The following is a 20641-nucleotide window of genomic DNA, read 5'->3' as shown; positions in this document are numbered from 1 at the left end:
GCAGGTTTCACACGAAGGGCGGGAAGGCGTGCCCCCGGCGCAGCCGCAGCTCGTTGAGCATCTGCTGGATGACCTCGCGTACGTGGTCGGTGAGGTTGAAGACCAGCATCGGGTCGTCGGCCGCGGACGGCTCGTACTCGTCGGTGCGGATCGGCTCGCCGAACTCGATCATCCACTTGGACGGCAGCGGCACCAGCCCGAGCGGCCCGAGCAGCGGGAAGAACGGCGTGATCGGCAGATAGGGCAGCCCGAGCATCCTGGCCAGGAACTTCAGATCGCCGAGCTTGGGATAGATCTCCTCGGCCCCCACGATCGCGGTGGGCACGATCGGCACCCCCGCGCGGATGGCCGAGGCCACGAAGCCGCCGCGGCCGAACCGCTGCAGCCGGTAGCGGTCGGCGAACGACTTGCCCACACCCTTGAAGCCCTCGGGGAACACCCCGACCAGCTCGCCCTTGCGCAGCAGCCGGTCGGCGTCCTCGGGGCAGGCCAGCGTGTGGCCGGTCTTGCGGGCCAGGTGGCTGAGCACCGGGAGCTGGTAGACCAGGTCGGCGCCGAGCAGCCGCAGCGGCCGGCGGGCCTCGTCGTGCAGGGCCACCTGCAGCATCAGTGCGTCGACCGGCAGCGTGCCCGAGTGGTTGGCGACGACCAGCGCCCCGCCCTCGTCGGGGATGTTCTTGAGCTTGACCGTCTCGACCCTGAACCAGTCGTTGTAGAGCGGCCTGATCAGCTCCAGGACCACCTTGTCGGTCAGCTCGGCGTCGTAGCCGAACTCGTCGACCTCGTACTCGCCCTCGACGCGCCTGCGCAGGAAGGCCAGCAGCCCGGCCACCCGATCGGGCTCCTCGAACGACGGCGCCGCGCTGATCGGGATCACCACGGCGTCCTCATGCTCCTGGGGAACGCTCAACTCCGCACACCTCCGAGCGGGTGCAGGCCGTGCGAGCGCAAGAAGTCGTCGAACGCCGCCCCGGTCGTGAACTTGGGCTTCCATCCGAGCGCCGCCTCCAGCGCGGAGGTGTCGACCGCGCGCCCATGGCACATCAGCCTGACCTGCTCGGGCGAGTATTCGACCAGCCCGATCCTGCGTACGGCGTTGCCCAGCACCTTGAACGCGGGCGAGGGCAGCGGCATCGAAGGCCGGCCCGCCCGCCTGGCGCACTGCGACAGCAGCAGCACGCCTGCCCCGGCCACGTTGAACGTGCCGGGGTGGTCTTCGGTCGCCATCCGGCGCAACACCTCGACCGCGTCGTCCTCGTGGATGAACTGCAGTCGCGGGTCGAAGCCGAACACGGTCGGCAGCACCGGCTGGGTGAAGTAACGGGTCAGCGGCGAGTCGACGCCGGGACCCATGAAGTTGGCGAAGCGCAGCATCGACACCGTCACGTCGGGACGGCGCCGGGCGAAGCCCCGGACGTAGCCCTCGACCTCGACCGCGTCCTTGGCGTAGCCGTGGGTGGGGCCGTCGTGGGGCTCCAGGTCCTCGGTGAACACCGCGGGATCCCGCGGCGACGAGCCGTAGACGGCGGTGGTGGAGCGGACCACCACGCGCCGCACGGTCGCCGACCGCTGGCAGGCACCGAGCAGTTGCATGGTGCCGATCACGTTGTGCTCTTTCATGGCGACCCTGCCACCGCTCCTCGACGGAGCGCTGACCAGGCTCATGTGCACAACAGTGTCGATGTCGGCAGCCGCGATCACCTGAGCGATGTCAGGGCTGCGCAAATCCACCCGGACGAACTCAGTCCGGCCGAGAGAGATGCCGCCGTCCCGCGTCAGCCAGGGGGGCGGCACGGTGTCAACTCCAATGACGCGGCTGATGTCCGGGTCGGACGCAAGAACGCTCGCCACCCGGGCGCCGATATGGCGCGAGACCCCGGTGACCAGCACAGTGTGGGTCATCAGCGCCTCGCAGCTGCGTAAGTTACTTCTTGTTACGCCGCTGGATGCGCGTCTTCTTGAGCAGCTTGCGGTGCTTCTTCTTAGCCATCCGCTTGCGGCGCTTCTTGATCACAGAGCCCACGGGACCCCCAGGTACTGATAGCAAGTCTGACCGGAGTGCGAGCGCACACCGGCTCACAGACTACCGGCGATCGACGGTGGATCGCCCCACCGGGGGGTGAGAGCCCGGTCGCGCCTTCCGGCGGCCGGGCCTCTCCCGGGACAGCTTTCACGACATTCACGACATGACGGGTCACGTCGCTACTTCAGCCTGCCTCGATGTAGGCCTCCCGCAGATAGTCGTGTACCGCCTGCTCAGGCACCCTGAACGACCGGCCGACACGGATGGCCGGCAACTCGCCAGAGTGGACGAGCCGGTACACCGTCATCTTGGACACCCTCATGACCGTCGCCACTTCCGCGACGGTCAGGAACTTCACCTCACTGAGAGGTCTTTCGCCTGCACCCATCGGACGCCTCTTCCGCACGTGTTTCCGGGTTATCCCCACTGGTGCCATTGCTCACGCACGTGTACTGCCGTCAGCGTAAGTCGGGACTCCGGGTGCGCAAACCCCCTAGTTTCTCAGTCGCCGGAGCCGCCTGTCAGCCGAACCAGCGAAATCGCTGGTGAGCAGCCGGGCAGAGCACCTCACCTGGACGTTGGAACTGTCCAAGTTGCCACACATAAGAGTCGCCGGAGCCCCATCAAAAGTTGGCAAAGGGACAGCGAGCCCCTTGGAATGCAGGCGCGAAAAGACGGTATGCGGAGGACCGAATTCGACTCAAAGGGCTCGTGAGACGTGAGTGACGATCCGCTCCGTCAGCGGAGCGTAAAAGCGTGGTAGCACATTGTCATCAAGCGGTACGACCACGTCAATCTTTCCTTCGGCCTCGCCGAGGAACAGCCCGGGGTCGTTGCTGTCGGCGAACGCCACCGTGTGCGCACCGGCCTCTCCCGCCGCTCCCGCCCAGCCGTGGTCGGCGATCACGAGGTCGGGAAGCTCCCCGCCGAGCTCGTCGATCATGTGGCGCATGGGCGTGGCGTCGTGGGTGTGCACGAACGCGCCCCGGTCGTCGAGCATGGCGACGTCCTGCAGGTAGCGGATCTTCCGCCGGCGCCCGAAACCGGCTCCGGAGTACGACCATCCCTCGCCGGGCGCGAGCAGCTGGGCCCCGCGTTCGGCGCAGAGCCGCGCCAGCGGCAGGTGCACGGCGAGCAGCCCGGTCGGGTGCCCGGTGGCGAGCAGGACGCGCGGGTTCTCCCGCGACAGCACGGCGGCGATGGACTCGGCCATGTCGTCGAGCGCGTCGATCGTCAGGTCGGGGTCGATGGTGTCCTGGCCCCAGCGGTGGTCGGGGTCGGGGACCACGCCGGCCGACTTGGTCATGAGCGCCAGGATGTCGCGGTACGACCACGGCTGGTCGAAGGTCAGGCCCAGCTTGTAGTGCGGGTCACCGTTGGCGAGCGAACTGTAGTGGTCGAGGTTGTTCTCTCGGGGGGTCGCGACGTCGCCGGCTATTCGAGTCTGGACAAGATGCTCTCGTAGTTGGTCGCGGCTAAGCACAGCACTTCCTCGTTAGGGCATCGGATCGAGGCCGTGCAGGGGGAACACCGCATGTCGGGTCGCCATGACAGCACGGTCAATGGGGTCCGCTGGGTCATAACCACCAGAGATGTCACGAAATTCCGGATTGCGACCATCCGTCATCGTCAGCGGCGGCGTCTCGCCCGTACGTTCCCTGACGAACTGGCGCCAGCTCTGGCTCGTCGGCGTGGCCGGATCGATCGGGTGACCGGCCAGTTCGGCGATGAGATGGGTCCACGCCCGCGGCACCACCTGCACCAGCTCGTAACCGCCGCCACCGGTGGCGATCCACCGGCCGCCGGCCGTCTCGTGGGCCAGGCGGTGCAGGGCGGCGTACGCGGCCCGCTGGCCGTCGACGCTGAGCATGAGATTGGCCAGGGGGTCGAGCGCGTGGCTGTCGCAGCCGTGCTGGGTGACCAGGATCTCCGGCCTGAACTCGCGCAGCAACGGTGGCACGACCGCGTGGAAGGCCCGCAGCCACCCCGAGTCGCCGGTCCCCGCGGGGAGCGCGACGTTGACGGACGTGCCCTCCGCCCCGGTCTCCTCCGGGAAGCCGGTGCCGGGGAACAGCGTGCGCGGGCTCTCGTGCAGGCTGATCGTCAGGACCCTGGGGTCGTCGTAGAAGGCCGCCTGGACGCCGTCGCCGTGGTGGACGTCCACGTCCACGTACGCGATGCGGCCGGCCCCCTGCCGCAGCAGCCAGGCGATGGCCAGCGCGGGATCGTTGTAGACGCAGAAGCCGCTCGCGGTGGAGGGCATCGCGTGGTGGAGGCCGCCGGCGACGTTGACGGCGTGCTCGGCCGAACCCTCCCAGACCGCGCGGGCGGCGGCCAGCGAAGCGCCGGCGATCAGCGCGGAGGCGTCGTGCACGCCCTGGAACGCGGGGTTGTCCGGCGTGCCGAGCCCGGCGCCGAGATCGGGCCGCCCGGCGACGGACACGCGCTTGACGGCCTCGATGTAGTCGCTCGTGTGGACCATGGCCAGCTCGGCGTCGGTCGCGGGCTCGCAGCCGGCCAGCTCGACCTTGTCGAGCACGCCGAGCGCGCGGGCGAGCGCCATGGTCAGCTCCACCCGGACGGGGGCGAGCGGATGGCTCGGGCCGAAGTTGTAGGAGGTGAGAGCGTCGTCCCAGATCACCCGCGCCGACCGGCTCATCCGTGTCCTCTCCCTGGTCCTTGGGGCCGACGTTACCGCAGGGCAGACGCCGCGTTGTAGTCCAGGACCAGCCAGCCGATCTAGAAATTTCCTGATTAGGGTCGTAGCGTGCGGCGAACCTTCCTCAAGATCGTGCGCTACTTCAGACGTCCCAGGGTCTTCGACACGACGCTGGTGGTCGTGCTCTCCCTTCCCGCTCTGATCGCGCTGCTCGTCATGCTTTCCCGGGGCGACATGGAGTCCGTGCGGAGCGTGGCGTTCTACCTGGCGGGCATGCCGCCCCTGCTCATGCGCCGCCGCAGGCCGCTGCTCACCGTCGCGCTGGTGACCTTGGTGGACGTCGCGAACATCGCGACCGAGACGGCGCTGAACAGCGGCGTGGCCGCGTCCATCGCGCTCTACAGCGTGGGCCGCTACACCGCGGGCCGCACGACCGCGATCACGACGGCGGCGGTGTTCGCCGAGTACGCGACGGCCGCGCAAGTGCTCAGGCAGTTCACCGGCGGCTGGGTGATCTCCCTGTTCTCCGTCGGCGTGCCCGTGGGGATCGGGTTGATCGTCCGGCTCAGGACCGAGCTCGCCGAGCGCGGCCGGCGCGAGGCCGCCGACGCGGCCGTGCGCGCCGAGCGGCGGCGCATCGCCAGGGAGCTGCACGACGTGGTCGCCCACCACATCACCGTCATCAACGCCCTGGTCGGCGGCGCGCGGGCGACTCTCCCACCCGAGCAGGAGGTCACCAGGAACGCGCTGGAGAGCGCCGAACAGACCGCCCGGCAGGCGATGTCGGAGATGCGCCGCCTGCTGGACGTGCTCAGGGCCGACGGCAGCGAGGGCCCGGACGCCGCGACGGGGGTGGGCGCGGACCGGCTACCCTCGTTGATCAAGGAGGCGAAGTCGGCGGGGCTGCCCGCCAGCCTGGTCGTGACGGGCGAGCCCGTCGCCCTGCCCGCGACCGTCGACCACGCCGTCTACCGGATCGTGCAGGAGGCGCTGACCAACACCCGCAAGCACGCGACCAGCGCCAGGGCGAGCGTGCGGCTGGCGTACGAGCCCCGGGCCGTGGAGGTCGAGGTGGTGGACGACGGGCCGGCCGCGGGCGGCGGCACGCCGGGGTTCGGGCTCGGCGGCATGGCCGAACGGGTGGCGTTATGCGGCGGCCAGCTCTCGACCGGGCCCCGCCCAGAAGGAGGCTTCCGCGTGCACGCCCGCATCCCCCTGGAGGCGCCGTGAAGATCAAGATACTGCTGGCCGACGACCACGAGCTGGTCCGCAAGGGCTTCCGGCTGATGCTCGACGCGCAGCCCGACCTCGACGTGGTCGGCGAGGCCGCGGACGGGGCCGAGGCGGTGGAGCTGTGCCGGCGGCTGCGGCCCGACGTGGTGCTGATGGACCTGCACATGCCGGGCCTCGACGGGGTGCGCGCGACCGAGCTGATCACCGCGGAGCTGCCGGAGGTGCGGGTGCTCGCGCTGAGCACGTTCGACCTGGACGAGAACGTGGTCGCGGCGCTCAGGGCGGGCGCCGGCGGGTTCCTGCCCAAGGACGTCTCCCCCGAGGAGCTCATCGAGGGGGTGCGCGTGGTGCACCGGGGCGAGTCGGCCGTCGCGCCGCGCCTGCTGACCCGGCTGATCGGCACGTTCGTACGCGTGACGGATCCGCGGCCAAGCGAGGACATCCATCACACGAGGCCGGGCGGAGCCCGGCCGGAGGGCAGGGCCCGTCCGAGGCCGATCCCCGCCGAGCTGGACGGGCTGACCGACCGCGAGCGGGAGGTCCTCGTGCTGATCGCCCGCGGCAGGTCCAACGCCGAGATCGCCCACGACCTGTCCGTCTCCCCCTCGACCGTCAAGAACCACGTGACGAGCCTGTTCGCCAAGATCGGGGTCAGGGATCGGGCGCAGGCCGTGATCGTGGCGTACGAGGCGGGGCTGATCCGCCCAGGAGAGTAGGACCAGGCTCCCAGGCCCCTCGCCGGAGACGGTTCCCGGGCAGGAGGAAACCGGGCGCACGCGACGGCACGCTGGGATCATGAGCGCGATACGAGCTACGAACCTGAGCAAGCGCTACGGCGGCACCACGGCCGTCTCAGACCTGTCCTTCGACGTCGAGCCGGGCCAGGTGACCGGATTCCTGGGGCCCAACGGAGCCGGCAAATCGACGACCATGCGCATGATCCTCGGGCTCGACCGGCCGTCCGGCGGCTCGGTGCTCGTGGACGGCCGGCCGTACGGGGAGCTGAGGCATCCGCTGCGCAAGGTGGGCGCGCTGCTGGACGCCAAGGCCGTGCACGGCGGGCGGAGCGCGCACAACCACCTGCTGGCCATCGCGCAGAGCAACGGCATCCCCGCGAGCCGCGTGAACGAGGTGCTGGACGCGGTGGGCCTGCGCGAGGTGGCCAAGCGGCGGGTCGGCGGCTTCTCGCTGGGCATGTCGCAGCGGCTGGGCATCGCCGCGGCGCTGCTCGGCGACCCGGAGATCCTGATCTTCGACGAGCCCGTCAACGGGCTCGACCCCGACGGCATCCTGTGGATCCGCACGTTCATGCGCAAGCTGGCCGCCGAGGGCCGGACCGTGTTCGTCTCCAGCCACCTGATGAGCGAGATGGCGCAGACGGCCGACCACCTGATCGTGATCGGCAGGGGACGGCTCATCGCCGACACGAGCGTGCAGGAGTTCATCGGGCGCAGCTCGCAGGGCTACGTACGGGTCCGCTCGCCCCGGCTGGCCGAGGTGGCCGAGCTGGTCAAGGTCGGCGAGCTGCACCCCGACCACCTGCGCGTGACCGCGATGAGCACGCTCGAGATCGGCACCCTCACCGCCCGGGCCGGGATCCCGCTGGAGGAGCTGACGTTCGTGCAGCCCTCGCTGGAAGCGGCCTACATGGAGCTCACCAAGGACAGCCTGGAGTTCTCGTCGTGATCGACATCCTCAGGTCCGAATGGACCAAGATCCGCTCGGTCCGCTCCACGGTGTGGACGCTGGCCGTCACCGCGCTGCTGATGCTGGGCATGGGCGCGCTCATCAGCGTCGCCGCCGAAAATTCGGCCGACGGGCCGATCGACGCACCGCAGGCGATCATGATGGGGCTGGTCGGCACCATGTTCGCCTCGCTGTCCATGGCCACGCTGGGCGTGCTGGTCATCTCCAGCGAGTACCGCACGGGCGGCATCCGCACGTCGCTGATGGCCGTGCCCAGGCGCATGAGCCTGCTGACCGGCAAGATCGTGGTGTTCACGGCGGTGTCCCTGGTCGTCTCCACGGTCGCGTCCGCGGCCTCGGTCGTCGTCAGCCTGGCGGTCACGCAGCCGCCGGCGCTCCAGACCGGTGACGTGGTCCAGGCCGTGCTCGGGGGCGGCCTCTACCTGACCGCCTGCGGGCTGTTCGGGCTGGGGCTGGGCACGCTCGTCCGGCACACGCCGGGCGCGATCGTCTCGGCCATCGCGCTGATGCTGGTCCTGCCGCAGGTGACGACCATGCTGCCCGGCCAGTGGGGCAAGACCGTGTCCGACTACTTCACCACCAACGCCGGCTCCCAGATCGTGATGCCCCGGGGCGGCAGCTCGCTCGGCCCGTGGAACGGGTTCGGCGTCTACCTCGTCTGGGTCGTGATCGCCATGATCGCGGGGGCCGCCCTGATGCAGAGGCGGGACGCCTGAGATCACTCGGCCCGGAGGGCGACGACGGGGTCCAGCCGGCCCGCCCTCCGCGCCGGCGCCACCCCGAAGAACACCCCGACCGCCGCCGACACCCCGAACGCCAGCGCGATCGACCACCACGTGATCGACGCGGGTACCTCGGTGAACGCCGCGATGGCCAGCGCGCCACCCACCCCGAGCACGATCCCGGCGAGCCCGCCGATCGTGGTCAGCAGCACCGCCTCGATGAGGAACTGGGCGAGGATGTCGCGCTGCCTGGCGCCCAGCGCCTTGCGCAACCCGATCTCCCGGGTGCGCTCGCGGACGCTGACCAGCATGATGTTCGACACGCCGACGCCGCCGACCAGCAGCGAGATCCCCGCGATGGCGGCCAGCACGCCGGTGAGCATGCCCAGCACGCTGCCGATCGTGCCGAGCAGCGCGGTCTGCGTGACCGCCGAGAACTGCTCGCCCGGATACCGCGCCCGCAGCGCCGCGGTCACCTTCTCCGAGAGCGGATCGATCTCCTCCGGCCCGGACGCGCCGACCGCCAGCCCGTTGATCCGCTCGATCCCGAACAGCCGCTGCGCCGTCGTCACCGGGATGTGGATCTCCTGGTCGCGGGAGAGCCCGAACGTCTGCCCGATCTCGGCGTACACGCCCACCACCCGGAACCTGGCTCCGGACACCGTCACCTGCCGCCCGATCGGGTCCAGGTCGCCGAACAGCCGGTCGGCCACCTCCGAGCCGAGCACCGCCACCCTGCGCCGGGTGTCCACGTCGGTCTCGCTCAGCGGGCGGCCCTTGTCCAGGGGGCGCTCGAAGATGTTGACGAGGTTCTGGTCGGTGCCGATCACCGTGACGAACGCCTCGACCCTGCCGACCCGTACGGTCTCGCCCGACTGCAGCGAGACCGTCACCTTCGACGGGTCGCCCACCACGCGCCGCAGGTAGGCGACGTCGGCCAGGCCCAGCTTGCTCTGCGTCGGGGCCGCGCCCAGGCTGATGCGGCCGGGCACGACGAGGATGATGTTCGTGCCCAGGCCCGAGATCTGCTTCTCGATCTCGTCCTTCGCGCCGGTGCCGATGGCCACCAGGATCACCACGGCCAGCACGCCGATGATCACGCCCAGCATGGTCAGCGCGCTCCGCAGCCGATTGACCCGGAGCGCCTCCAGCGCCATCACGAAAGACTCGCTGGATCTCACGCGCTGTCCCTCTCGATCAACCCGTCGCGCACGTAGATCTGCCGCCGGGCGTGGGCGGCGACGTCCGGCTCGTGCGTGACGAGCACCACGGCCACGCCGCCCTCGCCGTTGAGGCGGTCGAGGATGGCCATGACCTCGGCCCCGTTGGCGGTGTCGAGGTTGCCCGTGGGCTCGTCGGCCAGCAGCACCTTGGGCTCCCCGACCAGCGCCCTGGCGATGGCGACGCGCTGCTGCTCGCCGCCGGACATCTGGGACGGCCGGTGCTCCAGCCGGTGCCCGAGCCCGACCGCCTCCAGCGCCGTACGGGCCCGCACGCGCCGCTCGGCCCGGCCGACCCCCCGGTAGACCAGCGGCAACGCCACGTTGTCCAGCGCCGACGTCCTGGCCAGCAGGTGGAAGGACTGGAAGACGAAGCCGATGGTCTTGTTCCGCAGCTCGGCCAGCTCGGTGTCGGACAGTCCGGAGATCTCCACCCCGTTGACCTTGAGCACGCCCGAGCTCGGGCGGTCGAGGCAGCCGAGCAGGTGCATGAGCGTGGACTTGCCGGACCCGGACGGCCCGACGATGGCGGCGAACTCGCCCTGGTCGATCCGGAGCGTCACGCCGCGCAGCGCCTCCACGGCCACGCCGTCGAGCTGGTAGCGCCGGGTGAGGTCCACCGCCTCGATGGCGGCCGTCATGGGATCTGCTGCCCTTGCCGTACGGAGTCCGCGCCCTTGACCACGATCCGGTCGCCCACGGACAGCCCGCTCAGCACCTCGACCACCGCGTCTCCCTGGGCCCCCAGCTTGACCACGCGGCGCTCCGCCACGCCGTTCCTGATCGCCCAGACCACGCTCTCGCGCCCGCTGGAGACGATGGCCGAGGCCGGGGCCGAGACGGCGGAGGGCGACTCGCGCACGGTCAGCCGCGTGACGGCGCTCATGCCCGGCTTGGGCGTGGGCGCCTTGGAGCCGTCGTCGAAGGCGCCGGGCCCGAGCGCGAGCCGCACCGGGTAGCTGACGCCGCCCGTGGTGCCCTCCATGGGGGTGACGCCGATGCCGGTCACCACGGCCGTGTACGTGGCGCCCGGCACCGCGTCCAGCTCGACGCCGGCCCGCACGCCCTTCTTGACCAGCAGCACGTCGGTCTCGTCGACGTCGGCGTCCAGGGTGAGCTTGGAGACGTCGGTGACGCTGACGACGGAGTCGCCCGCCGAGACGGGGACGCCCGCGGCGACGGGGCTGCCGGACGTGGAGCCGCCCGCCGACGGCAGTGACGGGAGCTGCTGCCCGCCGCCGGGCAGCTGGCTGAGCAGCCCTTCGACGCCGCCCCCGCCCCCGCCCGAGGCGCGGCCGAGGGTGACGACGCCGCCGAACGGCGCCTTGATGGTGAGCGACCTGACCGTGCTCTCCGCCGCCTTGACCGCCGCCTTGGCCTGCGATTTCGAGGCTGCCTGCAGCGAGGCCATGGAGCTGGACAGCCCGCTGGTCACGCCGGACAGCAGGCCGCTGATCGAGCGGTTGAGCTGGGCGGTGATCGAGGCCAGGGCCCTGGTCTGCGCCTTGTGCTGGGCCTGGGCGAGGTCGATGGCGTTCAGGAGCTGCCTGCGCGTCCTCGCGTCCTCGACCTTCTTCGCCTCCCTGCGGGCCCTGGCGAAGTGGGCGGCCACCTTGCGGTCGAACGCCCGGGTGTCGAACGACGGCAGCCGGACCTGCGGCGTGCTGAAGCTCGCGGGGGTGGCCGCCTTGGAGGCCTGGCGGGCCTGCCGGAGCCGGCTCTGCGCCTGGGGCGAGCTGATCCTGACCAGGATCTGGCCCTTGCGCACGCGATCGCCCTCGCGGACGTACAGCTTGGCGATCGTGCCCTGGGCGGGCGAGCGCAGGGTCGCGGAGGCACGCGCGCCGATCGTGGCGGGGGCCTCCACGACCTCCGTGACCGGGCCCCGGCCGACCTCGCCGACCTGGACCGCGGGCGGCGCCTCGGACGTGCAGCCGGTCAGTGCGAAAAGGACGAGCAGCGGCGCGATGCCGCGACGTAACGTCACCCGACCCATCGTAGGAGCGGGGCCGGCCGGTCTCTCAGCCGGAGGCGAGCTGGCGCCCCCGGTCACGGGCGGCCTCGATCGCGGCCAGGAACGCGGCCCGCACGCTGTGCCGCTCCAGCTCCGCGATGGCGGCGATGGTCGTGCCGCCCGGCGAGGTGACGGCCTCGCGCAGGATCACCGGGTGCTCGCCCGAGTCGCGCAGCATCACGGCGGCACCGACGATCGACTGGATGACCATGTCGAGCGCGGCGGCCCGCGGCATGCCGAGCAGGATGCCCGCGTCGACCATGGCCTCGACCAGGTAGAAGAAGTAGGCCGGGCCGCTGCCGGACAGGGCCGTGGCGGCGTCCTGCTGGGACTCGGGGATGCGCAGCACCTTGCCGACCGGGCTGAGCAGGCCCTCGGTGCGCTTGAGGTGCTCCTCGCCCGCGTGGGCGCCCGCCGAGATCACGCTCATCGCCTCGTCGAACCTGATCGGCGTGTTGGACATCACCCGGACCACGGGCACGTCCACCCCGAGCCGCTGCTCCACGAACGCCGTCGTGATGCCGGCCGCGGCGCTGATCACCAGCCGGTCGGCGGGCACGTACGGGGCGATCTCGGCCAGCAGCGTGGCCATGTCCTGCGGCTTGACGGCCAGGATGAGGGTGTCGGCGACCTTGGCGGCCTCGGAGTTGGAGACGGTGCGCACGCCGTACGTCTCGCGCAGCGCCTGCGCCCGCTCGGCCCGGCGGCTGGTCGCCATGATGTCGCCGGGCTTGAACCCGGCGCGCAGCAGACCGGACAGCAGGGCCTCGCCCATCTTGCCCGTGCCCAGAATCGCAATCATTGGGGCAGCCTACCCTCGGCTCACCAGCGACCTGAGGAAGAAGGCCAGGTTGCGGGGGCGTTCGGCCAGGCGGCGCATGAGGTAGGGGTACCAGTCGGAGCCGTAGGGGACGTAGACGCGCATCCTGGTGCCCTGTCCGGCCAGGCGCAGCTGCTCGTCGGGGCGCACGCCGTAGAGCATCTGGTGCTCGTAGCCGGTCACGTCGCGGCCCTCCAGGACGGCGAGCGTGGAGGCGATCCGCACGAGCCTGGGGTCGTGGGTGGCGACCATGGGGTAGCCGGTGCCGGCCATCAGGATCCTCAGGCACCGTACGAAGGCGCGGTCGATGTCGGCGGGCCTGGTGTAGGCCCCGGGGGCGGTGTAGGCGCCCTTGCACAGGCGCACCCGGGCCCCGCCGAGCTTCTCGCAGCGCTCCAGCGAGTCCGGCAGGTACGCCTGCACCACCACGCCCACGTCGGGATGGTCCCTGCGCAGCGCGGCGTGCACGGCGTGCAGGGCCGGGATCGTGTCGTGCTCCTCGGCGTCGAGCGTCACCGTGACGTTCCGGGCCGCGGCGGCCCGGCAGATCGCGGCGGCGTGGTCGAGCGCGAGCCGCTCCGACAGCCGCAGCCCGAGCGCCGTGAGCTTGACCGACACGTCGGCGCCGGCGGGCAGCAGGGCCAGCAGCCGCAGGTGTTCGGCGACCCCCTGCTCGGCCTGCGCCTGGTCGGTCACCTCCTCGCCGAGGTGGTCGACGGTGACGAGCAGCCCCCTGCGGGTCAGCTCGCCGATCACCTCGCCCACGTCATCGGCGACGTAGCGCCTGACCACGCCCGCGGTCAGCGGCGACGTCGAGATGAGGCGCTCGGCGCGCTCACTCTTGGAGATGGCCAACAATGCGTGACGGAGCACGTGAACCACACTAGACCGGGGCATGATGAACCGCGGAACACTCCTGTCCGTCGAAGAGGTATGCGTGCAATGACTGCGACTCTCCTGGCCGGTTGTCTGGTGCTCGCGACGAGTTGCGGCGCGGCGCCACCCGCCGAGCGGGCCTCCACGGCGGTCCCGGCCAAACCGCCCGCCGTGGCCGCCCCGGTCACCACCACTCCGACGACAGGCCCCAAGAAGGGCCCTGAGCCGGTCAGGCCGACCGGCAACGCCATCAACGTCCACAAGGTCCGCTGGACCAAGGCCAAGGCGGTCTCCAAGAGGAAGGTCCAGCTCACCTGGTGGTCGGGCGTCGCCCCCTGCACGGTCCTGGACCGCGTCAAGGTCAAGGAGGGGACCAAGCACGTCACGGTCACCCTGTACGAGGGCACCTCGCCCAAGGCCAAGAACGTGTCGTGCATCATGATCGCGATCGAGAAGACCACGACGATCACGCTCAAGAAGCCGATCGGCAAGCGCAAGATCGTCGACGGCGCCAAGTAGCCCGACGCCCCGGCCCGGTGCCGGGGCGTCTTCATGCCCAGGAACCTTCTGCGGATCCGTCCCCGTTAGAGGGAATGCCGGCGCACTCACGAGGGTTGAGTCGAGTAGGCTCAAGTCGTTTGACAAAGACGACCGGCATTCGTAACTTGAGTCCACACGACTCAACTTTGACTACAAGGACGTACTCATGGCACGTGCGGTAGGTATCGACCTTGGGACGACCAACTCCGTCGTCTCGATCCTCGAGGGCGGTGAGCCCACCGTCATCGCCAACGCGCAGGGCTCGCGGACCACGCCGTCCGTGGTCGCCTTCGCGAAGAACGGCGAGGTCCTCGTCGGTGAGGTCGCCAAGCGGCAGGCCGTCACCAATGTGGACCGGACGATCCGATCGGTCAAGCGCGAGATGGGCACCAACTGGTCCCAGGAGATCGACGGCAAGAAGTTCTCGCCCCAGCAGATCAGCGCCTTCGTCCTGCAGAAGCTGAAGCAGGACGCGGAGGCCTACCTCGGCGAGAAGATCACCGACGCGGTGGTCACCGTTCCCGCCTACTTCAACGACGCCCAGCGCCAGGCCACCAAGGAGGCCGGCACGGTGGCGGGCCTCAACGTGCTCCGCATCATCAACGAGCCGACCGCGGCGGCCCTCGCCTACGGGCTCGACAAGGAGCAGGACCAGACCATCCTGGTCTTCGACCTCGGTGGCGGCACCTTCGACGTGTCGCTGCTCGACGTCGGCCAGGAGGACGGCCACGGCTTCGTCGAGGTCAAGGCCACCTCCGGCGACAACCACCTCGGTGGTGACGACTGGGACCAGCGCGTCGTCGACGAGCTCGTCAAGCGCTTCCAGAACGCGCACGGCGTCGACCTGTCCAAGGACAAGATGGCGCTCCAGCGCCTGCGCGAGGCGGCCGAGAAGGCCAAGATCGAGCTGTCCAGCCAGTCCGAGACCAACATCAACCTGCCCTACATCACGGCCTCGTCCGAGGGCCCGCTGCACCTCGACGAGAAGCTGACGCGCTCCGAGTTCCAGCGCCTGACGGCCGACCTGCTCGAGCGGACCAAGGGCCCGTTCCACCAGGTCATCAAGGACGCCGGCATCAAGGTCTCCGACATCGCCCACGTGGTGCTCGTCGGCGGCTCGACCCGCATGCCCGCCGTGACCGAGCTGGTCAGGGAGCTGACCGGGGGCAAGGAGCCCAACAAGGGCGTCAACCCCGACGAGGTCGTCGCCATCGGCGCCGCCCTGCAGGCCGGTGTGCTCAAGGGTGAGGTCAAGGACGTCCTGCTGCTCGACGTGACCCCGCTGTCGCTGGGCATCGAGACCAAGGGCGGCATCTTCACCAAGATCATTGAGCGCAACACGACGATCCCGACCAAGCGCTCCGAGGTCTTCACCACGGCTGAGGACAACCAGCCGTCGGTGCAGATCCAGGTCTTCCAGGGTGAGCGCGAGATCGCCTCCTACAACAAGAAGCTGGCGACCTTCGAGCTGACCGGCATCGCGCCGGCTCCCCGCGGCATCCCGCAGATCGAGGTCACCTTCGACATCGACGCCAACGGCATCGTCAACGTCTCCGCCAAGGACCTGGGCACGGGCAAGGAGCAGTCGATGACGATCACCGGCGGCTCCGCGCTGCCGAAGGACGACATCGAGCGGATGATGCGCGAGGCCGAGTCGTACGCCGAGGAGGACAAGAAGCGCCGCGAGGAGGCCGAGGTCCGCAACAACGCGGACGGGCTCGCCTACCAGACGGAGAAGTTCCTCCGCGAGAACGACGACAAGGTTCCCGGCGACATCAAGACCGAGGTCAACGACGCCCTGTCCGAGCTGAAGAAGGCTCTGGAGGGCACCGACACCGACGTCATCCGCACCTCCGCGGAGAAGCTCGCCACGGTCAGCCAGAAGATGGGTTCGGCGATCTACGCCGCGAGCCAGGGCCAGCAGGCCGGTGGCGAGGGCGCCCCGCAGGACGCCGCCGCCGGTGAGGGCCAGAAGGCCGACGAGGACGTGGTCGAGGCCGAGATCGTCGACGACGAGCCGAAGAAGGACAAGTGATGCCGCCGCGCGAAAACGGGCATGACGAGCCGGTGATCCGCGACAACCGCAAGATCGACCCGGAGACGGGACAGGTCAGGGACGCCACCGTCGCCGACCAGGCGGTCCAGCCGCCGTCGGCGGTCAACGGCGAGCTGGAGGCCCAGCTCGCCGAGCGGACCGCGGACCTGCAGCGGCTCCAGGCCGAATACGTGAACTACCGCAAGCGGGTCGAGCGCGACCGGGCCGCGGTCAGGGAGCAGGCTGTCGCGGGCGCGCTGGTGGAGCTCCTGCCCGTGCTCGACGACATCGGCCGGGCTCGCGACCACGGCGAGCTCACCGGGGGCTTCGCGAAGGTGGCCGAGTCGCTGGAGGCGGCCGTCACCAAGCTCGGCCTCAGCGCCTTCGGGCAGAAGGGTGAGCCGTTCGACCCGACCGTCCACGAGGCGCTGATGCACAGCTACTCATCCGACGTCACCGAGCCGACCGCGATCGAGGTGCTGCAGCCTGGATACCGGATGGGTGACAGGGTGCTGCGCCCGGCGCGGGTGGCCGTCGCCGAGCCCGGGGACGCCACTCCCGCGTCCAATGACGACGACGAAAACTGACACGAGGACGAAGGGCCGTAGATGAGCACCAAGGACTACCTGGAAAAGGACTACTACGCCGTCCTTGGTGTGCCCAAGACCGCCACTGCCGAAGAGATCAAGAAGGCTTACCGGAAGCTGGCCAGGCAGTACCACCCCGACACCAACCAGGGTGACGTGACCAAGGAGACCAAGTTCAAGGAGGTCTCCGAGGCTTACGACGTCCTGTCCGACACCAAGCGCCGCAAGGAGTACGACGAGGCGCGCACGCTGTTCGGGTCGGGAGTGGGCGGCCAGCGGCCCGGTGGTGGCGGTTTCCCGTTCGACTTCGGTGACCTGTTCGGGGGCACCGGACAGAGCACCGGCGGTGGTGCGGGCGAGCGGCTCGGCGACCTGTTCGGCGGGCTGTTCAACCGCGGCGGCGGCACCACCCGTACGACCACCACCTCCAGGCCGAGGCGTGGCCAGGACATCGAGTCCGAGGTCACGCTGACGTTCACCGAGGCGGTCGAGGGCACCACGGTGTCGCTCAGGCTGACCAGCTCGGCCGCCTGCGCCGCGTGCACCGGCACCGGCGCCAGGGCGGGCACGACCCCCAGGGTCTGCCCCACCTGCGAGGGCACGGGCGCGGCCAGCCGCAACCTGGGCAACTTCGCCTTCTCCGAGCCCTGCCGCGACTGCAAGGGACGCGGGCTGATCGTGGACGACCCCTGCCCCGTGTGCGAGGGCAGCGGCCGGGCCAAGAGCACCCGCACCATCCAGGCCCGCATCCCCGCCGGCGTGGCCGACGGCCAGCGGGTCAAGCTCAAGGCCAAGGGGGCGCCGGGCGAGAACGGCGGGCCCGCGGGCGACCTCTACATCCTCACGCACGTGAAGCCGCACGCCGTCTTCGGCCGGTCGGGTGACAACCTGACGATCACCGTGCCGGTGACGTTCACGGAGGCGGCGCTCGGTGCGGAGATCAAGGTGCCGATCCTCAAGGGCATGCCGGTCACGCTGCGCATTCCCACGGGCACGCCCAACGGGCGCACGTTCCGCGTGCGCGGCAGGGGCGTGACCCGCAAGGACGGCACCAAGGGAGACCTGCTGGCCACGGTCGAGGTGGTGGTGCCGAAGACGCTCGACGACAAGTCACGTGAGCTCCTCAACGAGTTCAACACCGCGACCGCGGGCGAAGACCCGCGCGCTGAGCTGATTCAGCGAGCCAGAAGCGAGTAGCCGATGGACGCCAACTATTTCGACCTGTCAGATGACACACCTGTCTACGTGATCTCGGTGGCCGCGCAGCTGTCGGGGCTCCACCCGCAGACGCTGCGCCAGTACGACCGGCTGGGCCTGGTCAGTCCTGGGCGCACGGCGGGGCGCGGCCGCCTCTACTCGACCCGCGACATCATCCAGCTGCGCGAGGTGCAGCGGCTCTCCCAGGAGGAGGGCATCAACCTCGCGGGCATCAAGCGGATCCTCGAGCTCGAGAACGAAGCTCTGCGGCTGCGTGAGGAGGTTCACCGCCTGCGTGCCGAGATGCGCATGGTCAGAGCGTTGATCCGATATGAGCTGCCACCGGGGGCATAGAAAGAATGGACTACAAGCTCACCCAGAAGAGCCAGGAAGCGCTCTCGGGTGCCATGCGGCGCGCCGCCGCGGAAGGCAACCCTGAGATCTCCCCGGCTCACCTGCTGACCACCCTGCTCTCCCAGACGGGCGGCACCGCCGCACCCCTGCTCGAAGCCGTCGGCGCCGACTGGCGCACGCTGCGGGCCCGGGCGGAGGAGCAGCTCGCGGCGCTGCCGAAGGCGCAGGGCGCGACGGTGGGGGCGCCGTCGAGCTCACGCCAGCTCCTCACGGTGCTCAACACCGCCGCCCAGCACGCCAACCGGCTCGAAGACCTCTACGTCTCCACCGAGCACCTCCTGGTCGGCCTGGCCGCCGACGGCGGCCAGGTGGCCGAGCTGCTCAAGTCGCAGGGCGCGACGCCGCAGGCGCTGCTCGACGCGTTCGAGAAGGTGCGCGGGCACGCCCGCGTCACCAGCGAGACCCCTGAGGACACCTACCAGGCGCTGGAGAAGTACGGCGTCGACCTGACCGAGCGGGCCCGCGCCGGCAAGCTCGACCCCGTCATCGGCCGCGACTCCGAGATCCGCCGCGTCGTCCAGGTCCTCAGCCGGCGCACCAAGAACAACCCGGTGCTCATCGGCGAGCCCGGCGTCGGCAAGACCGCGGTCGTCGAGGGCCTGGCCCAGCGCATCGTGGCCGGTGACGTGCCCGAGTCGCTGCGCAACAAGCGGCTGATCTCGCTCGACCTGGGCGCGATGGTGGCCGGCGCGAAATACCGCGGCGAGTTCGAGGAGCGGCTCAAGGCCGTGCTCTCCGAGATCAAGGAGAGCGACGGGCAGATCGTGACGTTCATCGACGAGTTGCACACCGTCGTCGGCGCCGGGGCCGCCGAGGGCGCGATGGACGCCGGCAACATGCTCAAGCCGATGCTGGCCCGCGGCGAGCTGCGCATGATCGGCGCGACCACGCTCGACGAATACCGCGAGCGCATCGAGAAGGACCCGGCGCTGGAGCGCCGCTTCCAGCAGGTCTACGTGGGCGAGCCCTCGGTCGAGGACACGATCGCGATCCTGCGCGGGCTCAAGAGCCGCTACGAGGCCCACCACCAGGTGCAGATCGCCGACAGCGCGCTGGTGGCCGCCGCCGCGCTGTCCGACCGCTACATCACCAACCGCTTCCTCCCCGACAAGGCCATCGACCTGGTCGACGAGGCCGCCTCGCGGCTGCGCATGGAGATCGACTCCCGTCCCGTGGAGATCGACCAGCTCCAGCGCAACGTCGACCGGATGAAGATGGAGGAGCTGGCCCTTTCCAAGGAGACCGACGAGGCCTCCGTCCAGCGGCTCGAACGCCTGCGCAAGGAGCTGGCCGACCGCCAGGAGGAGCTCAACGCCCTCGTCGGCCGCTGGGAGCACGAGAAGGCCGGGCTCAACAAGGTCGGCGAGCTGAAGAAGCAGCTCGACGAGGCGCGCGGCGCCGCCGAGCGGGCGCAGCGCGACGGCGACTTCGAGGCCGCGTCCAGGCTCATGTACGCCGAGGTGCCCCGGCTGGAGCAGGCGCTGAAGGCCGCCTCCGAGGCCGCGCCGCCGGACAACGCCATGGTCAAGGAGGAGGTCGGGGCCGACGACATCGCCGAGGTGATCTCGTCGTGGACCGGCATCCCCGCAGGGCGGCTCCTGGAGGCCGAGACGGCCAAGCTGCTGCGCATGGAGGATGAGCTGGGCCGGCGGCTGATAGGGCAGCAGAAGGCCGTACAGGCCGTCTCCGACGCCGTACGCCGGAGCCGGGCGGGCATCGCCGACATCGACCGGCCGACGGGCTCGTTCCTGTTCCTCGGGCCCACGGGTGTGGGCAAGACCGAGCTGGCCAAGGCGCTGGCGGAGTTCCTGTTCGACGACGAGCGGGCGATGACCCGGATCGACATGAGCGAATACTCCGAGAAGCACAGCGTGGCCAGGCTCGTCGGCGCGCCTCCCGGCTACATCGGCTACGAGGAGGGCGGGCAGCTCACCGAGGCCGTCCGGCGGCGCCCGTACACGGTCGTGCTGCTGGACGAGGTGGAGAAGGCCCATCCCGAGGTCTTCGACATCCTCCTGCAGGTGCTCGACGACGGGCGGCTGACCGACGGGCAGGGCCGCACGGTCGACTTCCGCAACACGATCCTGATCCTCACCTCCAACATCGGGTCGCAGTTCCTCATCGACCCCAAGTTGGAGAACGGCGCCAAGCGCGAGGCCGTCATGGGGGCGGTGCGAAACTCGTTCAAGCCCGAGTTCCTCAACCGGCTCGACGACGTGATCCTCTTCGACGCGCTGGGCACGGAGGAGCTGGCGCAGATCGTCGACCTGCAGGTCGAGCGGCTGGCGCGGCGCCTGGCCGACCGCCGGCTGACGCTGGAGGTCACGCCCGCCGCCCGCGAGTGGCTGGCGCTGACGGGCTACGACCCGCTGTACGGCGCCCGCCCGCTGCGCCGCCTGGTCCAGTCGGCCATCGGCGACAAGCTGGCCAAGGCCGTGCTGTCGGGCGAGGTCGTGGACGGCGACAAGGTCGAGGTCGACCTCGGGGACGACGAACTCGTGGTCCAGCGCGCCTGACCGCGCTTCCCGGAGCCCGGGGACCCTGGTGGGTCTCCGGGCTCCCGCGTGTCGTCCTTCGTCGTGGTTTCGGCACGT

20 protein-coding genes and 1 pseudogene are annotated in these 20641 nt (G+C 70.3%); 10 read left to right on the top strand and 11 right to left on the bottom strand.

Annotation, left to right across the window (positions count from 1 at the left end):
- Nucleotides 1–7 precede the first annotated feature (7 nt).
- From ACFKCF_RS45465 to ACFKCF_RS45440, 6 genes are all read right to left on the bottom strand, one after another.
- Entirely contained in the window at nt 8–910 is a 903-nt protein-coding gene (locus ACFKCF_RS45465) for a lysophospholipid acyltransferase family protein (RefSeq protein WP_394501596.1), read from the bottom strand.
- Entirely contained in the window at nt 907–1902 is a 996-nt protein-coding gene (locus ACFKCF_RS45460; protein WP_394501595.1) for an NAD-dependent epimerase/dehydratase family protein, read from the bottom strand. Before ACFKCF_RS45460 ends, ACFKCF_RS45465 begins: the two co-directional genes overlap by 4 nt.
- Nucleotides 1903–1924: 22 nt before the next feature.
- Nucleotides 1925–2023, bottom strand: coding sequence for a 30S ribosomal protein bS22 (locus ACFKCF_RS45455; RefSeq protein WP_018654693.1), 99 nt, complete (start codon nt 2021–2023; stop codon nt 1925–1927).
- A gap of 184 nt (nt 2024–2207) precedes the next feature.
- A complete protein-coding gene (locus ACFKCF_RS45450) occupies nt 2208–2411 on the bottom strand; it encodes a helix-turn-helix domain-containing protein (protein ID WP_026214222.1) in 204 nt (67 codons plus the stop codon).
- Nucleotides 2412–2723: 312 nt separating this feature from the next.
- Entirely contained in the window at nt 2724–3506 is a 783-nt protein-coding gene (locus tag ACFKCF_RS45445; protein ID WP_394501594.1) for a phosphatase, read from the bottom strand.
- A gap of 12 nt (nt 3507–3518) precedes the next feature.
- Nucleotides 3519–4682 (bottom strand): acetoin utilization protein AcuC, encoded by a 1164-nt coding sequence (locus tag ACFKCF_RS45440; protein WP_394501593.1) that lies wholly within the window; start codon nt 4680–4682, stop codon nt 3519–3521.
- A 108-nt stretch (nt 4683–4790) separates the two neighbouring features.
- Between ACFKCF_RS45440 and ACFKCF_RS45435 the strand changes: the two genes are divergently transcribed.
- From ACFKCF_RS45435 to ACFKCF_RS45420, 4 genes are all read left to right on the top strand, one after another.
- A complete protein-coding gene (locus tag ACFKCF_RS45435) occupies nt 4791–5912 on the top strand; it encodes a sensor histidine kinase (protein WP_394501592.1) in 1122 nt (373 codons plus the stop codon).
- Nucleotides 5909–6631 carry a response regulator gene (locus tag ACFKCF_RS45430; RefSeq protein ID WP_394501591.1) on the top strand — a complete coding sequence of 241 codons (723 nt, stop codon included), beginning with the start codon at nt 5909–5911 and terminating at the stop codon, nt 6629–6631. Before ACFKCF_RS45435 ends, ACFKCF_RS45430 begins: the two co-directional genes overlap by 4 nt.
- A 79-nt stretch (nt 6632–6710) precedes the next feature.
- The gene (locus ACFKCF_RS45425) at nt 6711–7601 is read left to right on the top strand and encodes an ABC transporter ATP-binding protein (protein WP_394501590.1); all 891 of its coding nucleotides are present in this window, start codon (nt 6711–6713) and stop codon (nt 7599–7601) included.
- Entirely contained in the window at nt 7598–8338 is a 741-nt protein-coding gene (locus tag ACFKCF_RS45420; RefSeq protein WP_394501589.1) for an ABC transporter permease subunit, read from the top strand. Before ACFKCF_RS45425 ends, ACFKCF_RS45420 begins: the two co-directional genes overlap by 4 nt.
- A gap of 2 nt (nt 8339–8340) precedes the next feature.
- On the opposite strand, the gene ACFKCF_RS45415 is transcribed toward ACFKCF_RS45420, so the two are convergent.
- Genes ACFKCF_RS45415 through ACFKCF_RS45395 form a run of 5 tightly spaced genes read right to left on the bottom strand, consistent with a single transcriptional unit; the run spans nt 8341 to nt 13271 of the window.
- Nucleotides 8341–9525, bottom strand: a complete 1185-nt coding sequence (locus ACFKCF_RS45415; RefSeq protein WP_394501588.1) for an ABC transporter permease — start codon at nt 9523–9525, stop codon at nt 8341–8343.
- Complete coding sequence (locus ACFKCF_RS45410; RefSeq protein WP_394501587.1) at nt 9522–10205, bottom strand: ABC transporter ATP-binding protein; 684 nt, start codon at nt 10203–10205, stop codon at nt 9522–9524. Before ACFKCF_RS45410 ends, ACFKCF_RS45415 begins: the two co-directional genes overlap by 4 nt.
- Nucleotides 10202–11551 carry an efflux RND transporter periplasmic adaptor subunit gene (locus ACFKCF_RS45405; RefSeq protein ID WP_394501586.1) on the bottom strand — a complete coding sequence of 450 codons (1350 nt, stop codon included), beginning with the start codon at nt 11549–11551 and terminating at the stop codon, nt 10202–10204. Before ACFKCF_RS45405 ends, ACFKCF_RS45410 begins: the two co-directional genes overlap by 4 nt.
- Nucleotides 11552–11585: 34 nt before the next feature.
- Nucleotides 11586–12380 (bottom strand): pyrroline-5-carboxylate reductase, encoded by a 795-nt coding sequence (gene proC, locus ACFKCF_RS45400; RefSeq protein ID WP_394501585.1) that lies wholly within the window; start codon nt 12378–12380, stop codon nt 11586–11588.
- A 9-nt stretch (nt 12381–12389) separates the two neighbouring features.
- Nucleotides 12390–13271 carry a proline dehydrogenase family protein gene (locus ACFKCF_RS45395; protein ID WP_394501584.1) on the bottom strand — a complete coding sequence of 294 codons (882 nt, stop codon included), beginning with the start codon at nt 13269–13271 and terminating at the stop codon, nt 12390–12392.
- Between the two features lie 69 nt (nt 13272–13340).
- On the opposite strand from ACFKCF_RS45395, the gene ACFKCF_RS45390 reads away from it, so the two are divergent.
- The 6 genes and pseudogenes from ACFKCF_RS45390 to clpB all read left to right on the top strand — a co-directional run bounded on the left by ACFKCF_RS45390 (nt 13341) and on the right by clpB (nt 20563).
- On the top strand, nt 13341–13793 hold the full coding sequence (locus ACFKCF_RS45390) for a hypothetical protein (protein WP_394501583.1): 453 nt from the start codon (nt 13341–13343) through the stop codon (nt 13791–13793).
- A 187-nt stretch (nt 13794–13980) separates the two neighbouring features.
- Nucleotides 13981–15849, top strand: a complete 1869-nt coding sequence (dnaK, locus tag ACFKCF_RS45385) for a molecular chaperone DnaK (protein ID WP_357751312.1) — start codon at nt 13981–13983, stop codon at nt 15847–15849.
- Nucleotides 15849–16436, top strand: a complete 588-nt coding sequence (grpE, locus tag ACFKCF_RS45380) for a nucleotide exchange factor GrpE (RefSeq protein WP_394501582.1) — start codon at nt 15849–15851, stop codon at nt 16434–16436. Before dnaK ends, grpE begins: the two co-directional genes overlap by 1 nt.
- A gap of 21 nt (nt 16437–16457) precedes the next feature.
- Nucleotides 16458–17633, top strand: a complete 1176-nt coding sequence (gene dnaJ / locus ACFKCF_RS45375; RefSeq protein ID WP_394501581.1) for a molecular chaperone DnaJ — start codon at nt 16458–16460, stop codon at nt 17631–17633.
- Nucleotides 17634–17636: 3 nt separating this feature from the next.
- A pseudogene (locus ACFKCF_RS45370) lies at nt 17637–17960 on the top strand (heat shock protein transcriptional repressor HspR); the annotation flags it as partial.
- Nucleotides 17961–17992: 32 nt separating this feature from the next.
- Nucleotides 17993–20563, top strand: coding sequence for an ATP-dependent chaperone ClpB (clpB, locus tag ACFKCF_RS45365; RefSeq protein WP_394501580.1), 2571 nt, complete (start codon nt 17993–17995; stop codon nt 20561–20563).
- Nucleotides 20564–20641 lie beyond the last annotated feature (78 nt).

Origin of the sequence: Nonomuraea sp. JJY05 (assembly GCF_043496855.1) — a bacterium.
GTDB lineage: Bacteria > Actinomycetota > Actinomycetes > Streptosporangiales > Streptosporangiaceae > Nonomuraea.
Note: the sequence above shows the minus strand (reverse complement) of the source record. Positions and strands in the feature narration are given on the sequence as shown.